11 protein-coding genes are annotated in these 14,501 nt (G+C 71.9%); 4 read left to right on the forward strand and 7 right to left on the reverse strand.

Going from position 1 to position 14,501, the window contains the following annotated elements; all coding sequences use genetic code 11:
• Positions 1-265: 265 nt before the first annotated feature.
• The 3 genes from C6N31_RS05850 to C6N31_RS05860 all read left to right on the forward strand — a co-directional run bounded on the left by C6N31_RS05850 (position 266) and on the right by C6N31_RS05860 (position 4,410).
• Positions 266-796, forward strand: coding sequence for a MarR family winged helix-turn-helix transcriptional regulator (locus C6N31_RS05850; protein WP_138356295.1), 531 nt, complete (start codon positions 266-268; stop codon positions 794-796).
• 74 nt (positions 797-870) lie between these two features.
• The gene (locus C6N31_RS05855; protein ID WP_465269111.1) at positions 871-3,273 is read left to right on the forward strand and encodes an MFS transporter; all 2,403 of its coding nucleotides are present in this window, start codon (positions 871-873) and stop codon (positions 3,271-3,273) included.
• A 309-nt stretch (positions 3,274-3,582) separates the two neighbouring features.
• Entirely contained in the window at positions 3,583-4,410 is an 828-nt protein-coding gene (locus tag C6N31_RS05860) for a YceI family protein (protein ID WP_138356280.1), read from the forward strand.
• Between the two features lie 25 nt (positions 4,411-4,435).
• Here C6N31_RS05860 and C6N31_RS05865 read toward each other — a convergent pair whose 3' ends face one another.
• The 7 genes from C6N31_RS05865 to C6N31_RS05895 all read right to left on the reverse strand — a co-directional run bounded on the left by C6N31_RS05865 (position 4,436) and on the right by C6N31_RS05895 (position 13,356).
• On the reverse strand, positions 4,436-4,900 hold the full coding sequence (locus C6N31_RS05865) for a PPOX class F420-dependent oxidoreductase (RefSeq protein ID WP_138356281.1): 465 nt from the start codon (positions 4,898-4,900) through the stop codon (positions 4,436-4,438).
• 69 nt (positions 4,901-4,969) lie between these two features.
• A complete protein-coding gene (locus C6N31_RS05870) occupies positions 4,970-5,722 on the reverse strand; it encodes a TetR/AcrR family transcriptional regulator (protein WP_198357204.1) in 753 nt (250 codons plus the stop codon).
• 61 nt (positions 5,723-5,783) lie between these two features.
• Positions 5,784-7,259, reverse strand: coding sequence for an MFS transporter (locus tag C6N31_RS05875; RefSeq protein WP_232484875.1), 1,476 nt, complete (start codon positions 7,257-7,259; stop codon positions 5,784-5,786).
• 182 nt (positions 7,260-7,441) lie between these two features.
• Entirely contained in the window at positions 7,442-9,688 is a 2,247-nt protein-coding gene (locus C6N31_RS05880; RefSeq protein ID WP_198357205.1) for an ArnT family glycosyltransferase, read from the reverse strand.
• Positions 9,685-10,992 (reverse strand): bifunctional glycosyltransferase family 2/GtrA family protein, encoded by a 1,308-nt coding sequence (locus C6N31_RS05885; RefSeq protein WP_138356285.1) that lies wholly within the window; start codon positions 10,990-10,992, stop codon positions 9,685-9,687. Before C6N31_RS05885 ends, C6N31_RS05880 begins: the two co-directional genes overlap by 4 nt.
• Before the next feature lie 25 nt (positions 10,993-11,017).
• Positions 11,018-12,616: a sensor histidine kinase gene (locus tag C6N31_RS05890; protein WP_244809271.1), complete on the reverse strand. Its 1,599-nt coding sequence runs from the start codon at positions 12,614-12,616 to the stop codon at positions 11,018-11,020.
• Positions 12,613-13,356 (reverse strand): response regulator transcription factor, encoded by a 744-nt coding sequence (locus C6N31_RS05895; RefSeq protein ID WP_138356286.1) that lies wholly within the window; start codon positions 13,354-13,356, stop codon positions 12,613-12,615. Before C6N31_RS05895 ends, C6N31_RS05890 begins: the two co-directional genes overlap by 4 nt.
• A gap of 172 nt (positions 13,357-13,528) precedes the next feature.
• On the opposite strand from C6N31_RS05895, the gene C6N31_RS05900 reads away from it, so the two are divergent.
• Positions 13,529-14,422, forward strand: a complete 894-nt coding sequence (locus C6N31_RS05900) for an LLM class F420-dependent oxidoreductase (protein ID WP_138356287.1) — start codon at positions 13,529-13,531, stop codon at positions 14,420-14,422.
• Positions 14,423-14,501: the final 79 nt, after the last annotated feature.

Genomic DNA, 14,501 nt, shown 5'->3' on the forward strand with positions numbered 1-14,501 from the left:
CGCAGCGAAACGGGCGAAAACGCTCATCCCGCCAGCTGAGAACGCATCAGCCCTGCGGCTGACGGCCGCGTCCGCCTGACCTGCGGATATGACGTAGCACTCGCTTATCCCATCGGGGGGATCGCCCGTCTCGCTTTACTGGAGGCGGGCGATTCCTTTGGGGATTCTTGACCGCCTAGGGCGCAGATTCATTTGCCTGTAGCAACCAACCACCCCTACAGTTGCTCAAGGCAACCAATTGGACGATGAGACGATCGGCGGGGCTGTGGCGACGAAGGAGCACTGCGCGGAGCTCGCCCGCCAGTTGCGCGTCGTCATGGGCGTCGGCAGGGAAGTGGGCCGGGCACTGCCGCCCGAGACCCCGCCCTCGACCGTCGCGGTGCTCACCGTGCTCGGCCGGTACGGCGAGATGCGGATGAGCCGGCTCGCCGAATATCTCGATATCGATATATCGGTCACCAGTAGACATGTCGCCTATCTCGCCGAGCGCGGCTGGATCGACCGCACTCCCGACGCCCTCGACAAACGATCCCGGCTGCTGCGCCTGAACCCGCACGGCGAAAAGGTGCTGGCCGCCTCTTCGGACCGTGCCGCCGAGGTGCTGGCGGCCCATCTGAGCGACTGGTCAGACGACGACGTCGACCTGCTGTCCGGCCTGCTGGACCGGCTGCGCCTGAGTTTCGGCGACTGCCGGCCCAAGGCCCACGCCCCGCACGCCCGGACGGCCCACGCAGCGCACCCGGCCACCACGGCCGGCACCGGCACGGCCCACACACCCCGTACACACGCGAATTGACGAGGACGAAGATGGCTACAACCACACCGACCGGTGTGCGGGAGGCGGAAGCCCACGGTGGGCCCGCGGCCCCCATGTCGCACCGGCAGATCATGGAGGCGCTGTCCGGGCTGCTGCTCGGCCTGTTCGTGGCGATCCTGTCGTCCACGATCGTCTCCAACGCCCTGCCCACCATCCTCGCGGACATCGGCGGCGGGCAGAGCGCGTACACCTGGGTGGTCACCGCCGCCCTGCTCGCGGTCACCGCCACCACCCCGCTCTGGGGCAAGATGTCCGACCTGGTCAGCAAGAAGCTGCTGATCCAGATAGCCCTGGTCATCTACGTACTCGGCTCGATCATCGCCGGGTTCTCCACCAACCCCGGCATGCTGATCGCCTGCCGGGTGCTCCAGGGCGTCGGCGCCGGCGGTCTGTCGGCCCTCACCCAGGTGATCATGGCGGCGATGATCTCCCCGCGGGAGCGCGGCCGTTACAGCGGCTACCTCGGCGCGGTCTTCGCCGTCGCGACCGTCGGCGGCCCGCTGGTCGGCGGCGTCATCGTCGACACCGACTGGCTCGGCTGGCGCTGGTGCTTCTACGTCGGTGTACCGTTCGCGATCATCGCGCTCATCGTGCTGCAGAAGACGCTGCACCTGCCGGTGGTCAAGCGGAAGGTCAAGATCGACTGGTCCGGCGCGTTCTTCATCTCCGCGGCCGTCAGCCTGCTGATGATCTGGGTCTCGCTCGGCGGCACCAACTACCCGTGGATGTCCTGGCAGACCTATGTGATGGTGCCCGGCGCCTTCCTGCTCGGCCTGGTCTTCCTGTTCGTCGAGTCCAAGGCGTCCGAGCCGATCATTCCGCTGCGGCTGTTCCGCAACAAGACGATCACTCTCACCTCGCTCGCGAGCCTCTTCGTCGGCGTCGCGATGTTCGCCGGCACCGTCTTCCTGAGCCAGTACTTCCAGCTCGCGCGCGGCAAGACCCCGACCATGTCCGGCGTGATGACCATCCCGCTCATCGCGGGCCTGTTCATCTCCTCGACCGTCTCGGGCCAGATCATCACCAGGACCGGCCGCTGGAAGGGATTCCTGGTCGGCGGCGGAGTCCTCCTCACCGCGGGCGCCGCGACGCTGGGCCTGCTGCGCTACGACACCCCGTACTGGCAGGTCGCGATCTACATGGCGCTGCTGGGTCTCGGCATCGGCATGATGATGCAGAACCTCGTGCTCGCCGTGCAGAACCAGGTCAAGCCGGAGGACCTCGGCGCGGCCAGCTCGCTCGTCACGTTCTTCCGCTCGCTCGGTGGCGCGGTCGGCGTCTCGGCGCTCGGCGCCGTCCTCGGCAGCCGCGTCACGAGCCTGGTGTCCGACGGCCTGGCGGCCCTCGGCATCAAGGGCGGCGACGGCGGCGGCATCCCGGACGTCGCCAAGCTCCCGGCCCCGGTCAAGGGCGTCGTGGAGAGCGCGTACGGGCGTGGCATCGGCGATGTCTTCCTGTACGCGGCACCGTTCGCACTCATCGCGCTGCTGCTGGTGATCTTCGTCAAGGAGGTGGCGCTCAAGACCAACAGCGGTCTGCAGCAGGTCGCGGGAGCGGAAGCGGCTGCCGCCGCCGGTGGAAGTGCCCGTGGTGCCGAGGTGACCCTGCCCGCGACCTCCTTCGCCAAGGAGGTGGCCGCCATGACACCGGTGGCGATACTGGACGACCGGCCGGTGTCGTCCGGCGACGACGGCACGCCCGTGCACGGCATCGTCAGCATCACCGACGGTACGGCCATCAACCACGCCAAGGTCACGCTGATCTCGCTCCAGGGACAGCAGCTGGGCAGGTCCGTCACCGGCTCCGACGGCCGCTACCTTCTCGAAGCGCCCGGCGCCGGCTCGTACGTCCTGATCGCGGCGGCCGACGGCCACCAGCCGCAGGCGTCGACCGTGCTGGTCGGCGACGCGCCCCTGCCGTTCGACGTGGTGCTCAGCGGCGCCGGCGGGCTCACCGGGACCGTGCTGGGCGCGGTCGACAGCCTGCCGGTCGTCGAGGCGATGGTCGTCGTGACCGATGTGCGCGGCGAGGTGCTGGGCACCGGGAAGACCGGTGACGGCGGCGGGTTCGCCTTCGCCGAACTGCCCGCGGGCGACTTCACCGTCGCCGTGAACGCCCCCGGCTTCCGGCCGGCCGCGCTGCCCGTCGAGGTCGGCGGCACCGGCGCCACCCGCGTCGAGGTCGTGCTCCAGCCCGGCGCGCAGGTGCGCGGCGTCGTACGGGCGGGCGCCGACCGGCGGCCGCTGCCGGACGCCAAGGTCGTCCTGGTCGACGCGGCCGGGAACGTGGCCGGTACCACGACCACGGGTGCGGACGGCGCGTACGCGTTCACGGACCTCGACGCGGGCGAGTACTCGCTCGTCGCGAGCGGTTACCCGCCGCTGGCCACCGCGTTGAGCGTGCAGGGGCGCGGGGCCGAGGAGTTCGACGTCGAGCTCAACCACCCCGAGGGGTAACGGGAACAGCCCCCAGCCCCCGGACTCCGGACCGTCGGACTTCGGACTTCGGACTTCGGGGGACAGGCTTCCGGACGATCGGCCCGCGTGCCTTGCGGAGAGGTGCGGGCCGGTCCGGAGGGATCGGGATCCGAGCGACGGCCGGAGCAGGGGACGGCCGAGGCCGTCGCACCGGATCCCCTCGCCGGGCGGGCTCCGTCGAACGGGCCCGCCCGGCGATCGACAGCAGCGCGGCACCACTGCACCACCGCACCAGAGCACCACGGCCGGGCCCACGGGACACCGGCACGTCACGGGAGGCGAACCTCGATGAGCAGCCACGGCCTGCGGGCCCGCGTACGCACCAGGGACGGCTGGGCCGTCTCGCACGCGGTGCTGACCGTCACCGACATGACGGGCAGTCAGGTCGACCGCCAGGAGGCCGATTCCGACGGCGTCGTCCGTACCGGACCGCTGCCCGCCGGCTCCTACACCGCCATCGTGACGGCGATCGGGTATCTGCCGGCCGCCTCGACCGCGATCGTCACCGCGTCGGGGTCCGCCGACGCGGGCACCGTGACGCTCAACCGCGCGGGCGGCGTGGAACTGCCGCCGCCCGGCACCTGGACCATCGACCCGGCGCACTCCTCCGTCACCGCGACCGCCCAGCACCTCGGGATCTCCAGCGTGCAGGGCCGGTTCACCGTGTTCGGCGGGCGGATCGAGATCGACGGGCGGACCGCCGCGTCATCCGTCGACGCCGTCATCGAGGCCGCGTCGATCGACACCGGCAACGCCCTGCGGGACGGGCATCTGCGCTCCTCCGACTTCCTCGACGCCGAGGTCCACCCCAAGATCACCTACCGCAGCACGGGCGGCCTGGAGCCGGCCGGCGAGGAGCGCTGGACCGTGCAGGGCGAACTGACCCTGCACGGCGTCACGCGGCCCGTCGATCTCGACCTCGCGTACCTCGGCACCGGCCCCGACCCGTGGGGCGGGGTGCGCACCGCCTTCCGCGCCACGACCGAGCTGCGCCGCGCCGACTTCGCGATGAACTACAACCAGGTCGTCCAGGCCGGGATCGCCGCCATCGGCACCACACTCAAGGTCGAACTCGCCATCCAGGCGGTGCGCGGCACCGAACTGCCCGGGTCGTAGCGCGAGAGCCAGGGTGCCGGGGGCGTTACGCGAGGCGGGCCGGGAATCCGCCGGTCGCGATCGGGCCCCAGCGCTCCGGGGTGATGCGGATCAGCGACTTGCCCTGCTTGATCATCGCGGCCCGGTACTCGTCCCAGTCCGGGTGTTCACCCGAGATGTTGCGGAAGTACTCGACGAGCGGCTCGACGGAGTCCGGCGGATCGATGACCTCGGCAGAGCCGTCGATCTGCACCCAGGGCCCGCTCCAGTCGTCGGAGAGGACGATGACGCTGGCGCGCGGATCCCGCCGGGCGTTCCTCGTCTTGGCGCGTTCCGGGTAGGTGGACACGACGATCCGCCCGGAGTCGTCGACACCGCAGGTCAGCGGCGAGCCCTGGGGCCGGCCGTCCGCGCGGGTGGTGAGCAGGATCGCGCGGTGGCGTGGGCGGACGAACTCCAGCAGCTCGTCGAGGGACGCCTTGGTGTTGGTGGCAATCGTTTTGGGAGCCATGCCAAAACACTAGCGGCGCGGCTCCCTGCCGGGCCGGTGCGCACGCCGGTCCCCGGAGGCCTCAGGTCTTCAGGTCCGCAGGTGCCGGTCGCGCATCGTCTCGATACCGGCGATCACGCACTCCAGCCCGAAGGTGAAATCCCGCTCGCGCTGCTCGGCGACGGACACGGTGCGGTGTTTGAGCAGATCGAGCGACTCCTCGAAGCCGGGACGGTCCGCGACGGTGCCGGCCCAGTCGGCGTAGAAGTCGTCCTCGTCCTGGCCGCTGGCCCGGAACCGTTCGCCCCACGGGCCCTCGACGGTGCCGTAGCCGTAGACGAACTGGAAGACGCAGCCGAGCGCGCCGGTCATCTGCTCGGCCGCCAGGCCGGAACGGGCCAGGGCGCGCATCGAGAGGTTCGCGAAGTCCATCGCGAACGGACCGATGTTGAGGTATTCGCCGATCAGGTGCGCCGTCCAGGAATGGCGCACCAGCATCGCGCGGTAGCCGACGGCGAGTTGGCGTACCTCGTCGCGCCAGTCGGCGTCCGGCTCCTCGGCCGGCAGCGCGATCTCGCCGTGGACCGCGTCCAGGACGCGCTCCAGCAGGTCGTCCTTGCTGTCGACGTACCAGTAGACGGACATCGCGGTCACGCCCAGCTCGGCGGCGAGCTTGCGCATCGAGAACTTGGCGAGACCGTCCGTGTCGAGCAGCCGGACGGCGGTCGCGACGATCCTGTCGCGGTCCAGTCCGGCCGGCTGCTCGCTGCGGCGCTTGGCCGCCGGACGTTCGTGCAGCCACACGCTGGCACCGGGCGTGGTCGCGCGGCTGTCCTCGGCCATGGCGGGCGGTTCCCTTCGGGTGTTCCGGGTCGTCGGGCCTGAGGGCTGCCCGCCCCCGATGCTATGCCGCTTCCGAACGCTCGGCCCTGCGCAGCAGGAGTGCCGCGAGGAGACCGCCGAGCAGTACGGCGGCGGCGCCGATCAGCTGGCTGGCTTCGAGGCCGGCGGAGAAGTCGTCGACCAGCCAGGTGCGCTCGGCGGCCGTACGGGCGCCGGCCAGGGCGGCCGGCAGCGAGCCCGCCGCGAAGGAGGAGGCCAGGACGGCACCGAGGACGGCGACGCCGAGCCCGTTGCCGAACTCGGTGAGCGTTCCGTTGACGCCCGCGCCGATACCGGCCCGCTCCACCGGGATGGCACTCATGATCGCGTTGGCCATGGCGGGCATCGCGAAGGCGATACCGGCGCCCATCAGGACCAGACCCGCGCACATCCCCGGATAGCCGTGGCCGCCGAGCAGCGCCACGGCGGCCAGGCCGGCGGCGAGCATCGACATCCCGGCGAGGATGGCGACCGGGGTGCCGGCCTTCGCCAGCAGCCGGGCGCCGATGCCCGCGAGGTTCAGTACGACGATGCTCAGCGCGAGCGGCGCGGTGCGCAGCCCCGCCTCCAACGGCGTGTACCCGAGCACGAACTGCAGCTGCTGGGTGAGCAGGAAGAGCGACCCCGCCATGCCGAACGAGACGAGGATGCCGCCCGCGACGGCGCCCACGAAGCGGCGGTCGCGGAAGAAGGTCATGTCGAGCATGGGGTGCGGGGTGTGCAGCTCCCAGCGGACGAACGCGGCGAGCCCGGCGCAGCCGGCGACGGCCGGGAGCAGGACGTCGGCCGAGGTCCAGCCGTGCCCGGGACCGGAGATGATCGCGTAGACGATGCCGGTCATCCCCACCATGGAGAGCAGCGCGCCGAGGAGGTCGGGGCGGTCGCCCGACGGGTTCTTCGACTCGGGGACGAGCCGTGCCACGGCGGCGCCGCCGAGCAGTGCGACGGGGATGTTGACCAGGAAGATCGCACCCCACCAGAAGTGATCGAGGATGACCCCGCCGATGAGGGGTCCCGCGACGAAGCCGAGCGAACTGATCGCGCCCCACAGGCCGATCGCCTTGGGCCGTTCCTCGTCGTCGAAGATCTGGACGACGACGGCCAGGGTGGTGGTCATCAGCAGCGCGCCGCCGATGCCCATGCCCGCGCGGGCCGCGATGAGCTGCCCGGCGGAGTGCGCGAAGGCGGCGCTGCACGAGCCGGCGCCGAAGAGCGCCAGACCGACGAGCAGCATCCGCTTGCGGCCGTAGCGGTCGGCGGCGCTGCCCGCGGTGAGCAGCAGGCCGGACTGGACGAGCGCATAGGCGTTGATCATCCACTGGATGTCGGAGGTGGTCGCGCCCAACTCGGTGCCGAGGGACGGGATCGCGACGTTCAGGACCGTGTTGTCGAGCAGCACGGTGAGCTGGGCGAGACAGATGACGCCGAGGATCAGCCAGCGCTGGGGGTGGCGTTCCTTGGCCGCTCGCGGGATGGCGGTGGTTGCCGTGGCTGGCAAGCGGACTCCTTATACGGTGTACGGGGCAATACGTTGTACGCCGTACAGCTGTCCCTGTACGGTGTACAAGAGATTTCACGGAAAGGGCGGTACCCGCAGGTCACGATGCCTGCGGATACCGCCCTACCCCTCTCGATCGTCCTCTCGGGCGTCCTCTCGATCGCTCTCCCGAACGCCCTGCGTCAGCTCTTCGCGGGGCTCGTCAGGTCGTAGACCGTCGTGCTGCCGACCGTCTTCGCGGTGAACGCGGAGGTGACCCAGGTGGTGATCGCCGAGGACGTGCCCTGGCCGCCCATGCCACCGCCCATTCCGCCGGAGGAGGAGATGAAGTAGTGGATCTTCCCCTCGGCCACGTACTGCTTGAACTGCGCGAGCGTCGGTGACGGGTCGCTGCCGTTGAAGCCGCCGATCGCCATGACCGGGTCGCCGGTGGCCAGTTGGTAGCTGGCGGAGTTCTGCGAACCGATGGCCGCCGCGACCCAGGTGTAGTCCGAGGCGTTCTGCTCCATGAGCGTCTTCATCGCGGAGCTGACGGTGGCGCCGCCGAGCAGCCCGCCCATCCCGCCGCCACCGCGACCACCGGCCGTGCCGCCGTCGCCGGTACCGCCACCGGCCGTACCGCCGCGTGGGAAGCCCTGCGCGCCCTGGCCGGGCTGACCCTGCTGACCCTGCTGGCCGGGCCGGCCGTTCTGGCCGCCGCCCGGAACCGTCGGCGGCTGCCCGCCGCCGCCGGGCAGGGCCTGGCCGTTCTGGCCCGCCTGCCCCGGCATGCCGCCGGGAGCGCCGCCGCGCATCCCGCCGGGACCGCCCCTGCCGCCCTGGACGGCGGGGCCCGCCGTCACGATCGAGCCGCTGTGACCGGTGTCGACGGTGTTCAGGGTGTACGCGAACGGTGCCGCGAGCGCCGCCGCGATACCGAGACCCGCCACGGCGGCCGCGAACCGCCGGCCGAGCCGTACGGCGAGCAGCAGTCCGGCCGCCGCCAGCAGCCCGCCCGCCAGTACCGTCCAGCGCAGCCACGGGTGCCAGTCGGTCGCCCGGCCCAGCAGGACGTACGCCCAGTACCCGGTGCCCGCCGACGTCGCGGCGAGCGTGGCCGCCGCCGCGAGGTGCGTGCGCTTCTCCCAGAGCAGCGTCGCGCCCATGCCGACGAGGGCGGCGATGTCGGGCGCCAGGGCGATGTTGTAGTACTGGTGGAAGATGCCCGACATGAAGCTGAAGACCCCGAAGGTCATCAGCAGCGAGCCGCCCCAGACGAGGAACGCGGCGCGCCGGGCGTCGGTGCGCGGCGCCCGCCGGGTCAGCCACAGCCCCGCGGCGAGCAGGACGAACGCGGCCGGCAGCAGCCAGGCGATCTGACCGCCCATGTCACCGTCGAAGAGCCGGGTGATGCCGGTGGCTCCCCACTGGCCACCGCCCTGGCCGCCGCCCGCTCCCCCGCCGCCGACGCTGCCCGTCTCGTTGCCGGTGATCCGGCCGAAGCCGTTGTAGCCGAAGGTCAGCGACAGGAAGCTGTTGTCCTGCGAACCGCCGATGTACGGGCGGGACGACGCGGGCCACAGCTCGACGATCGCCACCCACCAGCCGCCGGAGACCAGCAGGGCGAGCCCTGCCAGGGCCAGTTGGCCGACGCGCCTGCGGAAGGCCGTCGGCGCGACGACCGCGTAGACGACCGCGAGCGGCGGAAGGATGAGGAAGGCCTGCAGCGTCTTGGTCAGGAAGGCGAGACCGAAAGCGACACCGGCCCAGACCAGCCACTTCGTCCGGGCGCCTTCGAGGGCGCGCAGCACGCAGTAGGCAGCGGCCGTCATCAGGAGCGCGAGCATCGCGTCCGGGTTGTTGAAGCGGAACATCAGCGCGGCGACCGGGGTGACCGCCAGGACGGCGCCCGCGATCAGTCCGGCGGCCGGGCCGAAGCGGCGGCGGACGGCGGCGTAGAGCACGCCCACCGTCGCGACGCCCATCAGCGCCTCGGGGACCAGGATCGACCACGAGTTGAGGCCGAAGATCCGGACGGCGATCTCCATCGGCCAGAGCGAGGCCGGGGGCTTGTCGACGGTGATCGAGTTCGCCGCGTCGGACGAGCCGAAGAAGAGCGCCTTCCAGCTCTCGCTGCCCGCCTGGACGGCAGCGGAGTAGAAGGAGTTGGCGTATCCGGACGCGCTCAGGTCCCACAGGTACAGCGCGGCGGTCACCGCCAGCAGCGCCAGGAACGCGGGACGCACCCAGCGGGCGTCCTCGGCCCGTCCCCGCCAGACGCGCGCCGCGAAGCCGCGGGGGCCGGACGGGGAGGACAGGGCGGACGGTGCGGCCGCCCGGTGCCCGCCGGGCGGCGGGGCGTGCTCGGGCACCGGGGTCCGGGTCACCGGACCGGGCAGGTCGGCGGGCTCCGGCGGCGGACCGGCCGGGGTGCTGTACGGCACGGTCATCGTGCGCTCCTCGGATCGGAGTCGTAGTCGTAGGTGGGAGTGGGGGTGGGGGTGGGGGTGGCGTCGGACGGGGCCGCTCCGGACGGGAAGACCCAGGCGCGGAAGAGCAGGAAGCGCAGCACCGTCGCCGCGAGGTTGGCGGCGATGAGGACGGCGAGCTCCGTGCCGTGCGAAGGACGGGTGTTCGCCGTCTGCAGGGCGGCCAGCGAGCCGCTGGTCAGGGCGAGGCCGATCGCGAAGACGACCAGGCCCTGCGCCTGATGGCGGACGGCCTGCTCCCGGCCGCGGACGCCGAAGGTGAGCCGGCGGTTGGCGGCGGTGTTGCCGATCGCGGAGACCAGCAGCGCCGCCGCGTTGGCGGGCTGTGAGCCGAGCCCGAGCCGGAAGCCCGAGTACAGCACCAGATAGACCAGGGTGCTCAGCGCCCCGACGACGCAGAAGCCGACCAGCTGGCGGGCGAGGCCCGGTGGCACACCGCCCAGTTCGCGGTCGCGCGGATCGTCGCCGAACGGCCGGCGCAGCCGGTCGAGCGCGAGCGCCCCGGTGGCGAGCGCCCGGCCCACGCGCCAGACCCCTTTGAGGTCGTCGGCGGCCGTGCGGACGATGTCCACGGTGCTGTCGGGGTCGTCGACCCAGTCGACCGGCACCTCGTGGATCCGCAGTCCGGCGCGCTCCGCGAGCACCAGCATCTCGGTGTCGAAGAACCAGCCGGTGTCCTCGACCATCGGCAGCAGCCGCTCGGCGACGTCCTTGCGGATCGCCTTGAAGCCGCACTGCGCGTCGGAGAAGCGGGCGGCGAGCGAGCCGCGCAGGATCAGGTTGTAGGTGCGGGAGATGAACTCGCGCTTGGCGCCGCGCACGACGCGGGAGCTGCGGGCCAGCCGGGAGCCGATCGCCAGGTCGGAGTGGCCGGAGATCAGCGGGGCGACCAGCGGCAGCAGCGCGTTCAGGTCCGTCGACAGATCGACATCCATGTAGGCGAGCACCGGCGCCTCGGACTCCGTCCAGACGGCCCGCAGGGCCCGCCCGCGCCCCTTCCGGTCGAGCCGGAAGGACTCGACCTCGGGGATCTCCGTCGCGAGGCTCTTCGCGACGGCCTCCGTGAGGTCGGTGCTCGCGTTGTCCGCGATGGTGATCCGGAAGGGGTAGGGGAAGGTGTTTGCCAGGTGCGCGTGCAACCGCCTGACACAGGGCTCCAGGTCGTTCTCCTCGTTGTGGACGGGGATCACGACGTCGAGCACCGGGTCGCTGTGTGCGACCGGCAGGTGCTGCCGGGACGGCAGAGTGCCGAGGTGAGTTCGCATACCCCGACGCTCCACCGCCGCGCTGTCACGACCTTGTGGTGAACCTGAGTCCCGGCTGTGAGTCCGGCCGCGCGTCCGGCAGTTCGTCCGTCCGCACGTCGTGTGCCGTCATCTGGCGTACAGGTGACGGGAGTTGGACGGTGAACGCGGTGCGGCCGGGGGCGCTCTCGACCCACACGCGGCCGCCGTGCGCCGCGACGACCGCGTACACGATCGCCAGCCCGAGGCCCGTGGAGCCCGATCCGGCACCCCGGGCGCGTGACGCGTCGCCGCGTGCGAACCGTTCGAAGATGTACGGCGTGAGGTCGGGCGGGATGCCCGGACCGTCGTCCACCACCTGGAGCAGCACCCCGTGGTGCCGGTCACCGGTGACGCGCGCGGTCACGGTCGTGCCCGGCGGGGTGTGGGTGCGGGCGTTGCCCAGCAGGTTCGCCAGCACCTGCTGCAGCCGGTCGGCGTCTCCGTGCACGGTGGCCGGCTCGTCGGGCAGGTCCAGCCGCCACACGTGGTCGGGCCCGGCCGCCCGCGCGTCGCTGACCGCGTCCACGACGAGCGGTGACAGATCCGTCCCGGCGAGGCTCAGCGGCCGCCCCGCGTCCAGCCGGGCGAGCATCAGCAGATCCTCGACCAGCGACGTCATCCGTCCGGCCTCGGACTCGATACGGCCCAGCGCGTGCCGGGTGTCGGGGCCGACGTCCTCCCGGCCACGCCGGGTCAGCTCCGCGTAGCCGCGGATCGAGGCGAGCGGCGTCCGCAGTTCATGGCTGGCGTCGGCGACGAAGCGGCGGACCCGCATCTCGCTCTCCTGCCGGGAGTGCAGCGCGGAACCGACGTGCCCGAGCAGCCGGTTGAGGGACGCGCCGACCTGCCCCACCTCGGTGCGCGGATCGGTGTCCGCCTCCGGCACCCGCTCGTGGAGCGCCACCTCGCCCCGGTGCAGCGTCAGTTCCGACACCCGGGAGGCGGTCGCGGCGACCCGGCGCAGCGGCTGGAGGGAGATACGGATCAGGGCGGTGCCGGCGAGCCCGGCCGCCGCGAGACCGGCGGCGGTCACGCACACCTCCACCCAGACGAGGGTGTTGAGGGTGTCCTGCGCGCCGGAGGCCCGGATGCCGACGAGGTACGTGCCGTTCTGCGTCGTGACCGACTGCATGCGGTAGGTACCCAGGCCGGGGACGTCGATGCTGTGCGCGGCGCCGTCCAGCGGCAGGCTGCCCAGCGCCGCGGTCTGCGCGGCGTCGAGGGTCTCGGGCGTCACCTGCGGCCCGGCCTCGCTGTTCTCCGTCTGAGCGCTGAGCGCGCTGTCGGTGATCTTCCCGTCGCTGACCTTGGCGCCGATCGTGCCGAGCGGCTGGCCGCCGCCGATGACGAACCCCAGCTCGTTGCCGGACCGCAGGTGCGGCAACGGATTCGAACCGGGCGGCGGGCCCTCGGCGCGGTGCGCGACGGCGGCGAGCTGGGTGTCGAGCTGCCCGTACAGATAGGTGTGCAGGGCGATCGCGGTGACCGTGCCGATCACCGCGCACACGACGGCGACCAGCGCGACGGACGACACGACGAGCCGGCGCCGGAGCGACCACGGGCGGCTGGGCAGCGACCAGCGCCGCCGGCGCGGGGCCTTCACGCCGTCTCGCCCGGCTTGATCAGATACCCCGCCCCCCGCCGGGTGTGGATCATCGGGGCACGTCCCGCGTCGATCTTCCGCCGCAGGTAGGAGATGTAGAGCTCCACCACGTTGGCCTGGCCGCCGAAGTCGTAGGACCAGACCCGGTCGAGGATCTGCGCCTTGCTGAGCACCCGGCGCGGGTTGCGCATCAGGAAGCGCAGCAGCTCGAACTCGGTGGCGGTGAGGTGGATCGAGTCGTCGCCGCGGTACACCTCGTGGCTGTCCTCGTTCAGTACGAGATCACCGACGACCAGCATGGATTCGCTCCGTGCCGCGGCGGCGCCCGAGCGGCGCATCAGCCCGCGCAGCCGGGCGACGACCTCCTCCAGGCTGAACGGCTTCGTCACGTAGTCGTCGCCGCCCGCCGTCAGTCCGGCGATCCGGTCCTCGACGGCGTCCTTGGCGGTGAGGAAGAGCACCGGCACATCAGGGGCGTCACGGCGCAGCCGGGCGAGCACCTCCAGGCCGTCCATGTCGGGCAGCATCACGTCGAGGACGACGGCGTCGGGCCGGGCGTCACGGGCGGCGCGCAGCGCGCCGGCGCCGTCGGCCGCGGTACGGACCTCCCAGCCCTCGTAGCGCAGGGCCATGGACAGCAGGTCGGAGAGAGCGGCCTCGTCGTCGACGACGAGGACACGCACCGGGGACCCGTCGGGACGGGACAGGTCGGCGGAGGCCGCAGCGGGGAAGGAAGGCATGGGACCAGCCTGGGAGGGGGCCCTGAGAGCATTCTTTCGGCTACCTGTGAATCTCCTGAGAAACGGCCCGTGGGGCCTGTGAGGGTTGGGCGGGGGTCCGCCGGGGGCCGGAATACGGGAGTCGATCACCGGGTTGCCACCTGCACGCACCGAGAACCAGGGAGCCGGGAACATGGGGAGCAACGACAGCGGCGGCGGCACGGCCGCCAGGGAGTCCGTCGGCCGCTACGGCATCTGGAACGCCGGGCTGCGCTCGGACGATCCGGCGCTGCGCGGCGAGATCGCCGAGGCGGCGGCCGAGCTGGACGAACTGGGCTTCGGCGCGATCTGGCTGGGCGGCAGCAGCTCCGTCGAGCACGCGGCGCGGGTGCTCGACGCGACACCGCGGATCGCGGTCGCCACCGGGATCCTCAGCATCTGGGAGCACGAGGCGGCCGCGGTCGCCGCGAGCACGGCGGCGGTGGAGGCCGCCCACCCGGACCGTTTCCTGCTCGGCCTCGGGGTGAGCCACGCACAGATCGCCGACCGCTACCGGCGCCCGTACTCGGCGATGGTGGCCTATCTGGACGCGCTGGACGCCGCGCCCGCGCCGGTGCCGGCCGGGCGGCGCGTGCTGGCCGCGCTGGGCCCGAAGATGCTGGAGCTGTCCCGCGACCGGGCGGGCGGCGCGCACCCGTATCTCGTCACGCCGGAACACACCGAACAGGCCCGCTCGCTGCTGGGCTACGGCCCCTTGCTGGCACCCGAGTTGAAGGTCGTGCTGGAGACGGACCCGGCCGTCGCCCGCGAGATCGCCCGCGGGTATCTCGCCGTCTATCTGGCGATGCCGAACTACACCAACAGTTTCCTCCGACTCGGCTTCGAGGAGCCGGACTTCACCGGTGGCGGCAGCGACCGGCTGATCGACACCGTCTTCGCCTGGGGCGACGAGGACCGCATCCGGCGGCGGATCGAGTCCTTCCACGCGGCCGGTGCTGACCATGTGGCCCTGCAAATCGTCACCGGCCAGGACCGATCCGTGCTGCCGTGTGCCGAATGGCGGCGCCTGGCCGAGGTGTTGGCCTGACCCGGACGGCGTTCGGCGCACCGCGCTCCACAACTGACGGAGTGTTCAGCGGTGTTGATCAACTGATGCTGTGGGGTTG

This window comes from Streptomyces fildesensis (genome assembly GCF_016107395.1).
Classification (GTDB): domain Bacteria; phylum Actinomycetota; class Actinomycetes; order Streptomycetales; family Streptomycetaceae; genus Actinacidiphila; species Actinacidiphila fildesensis.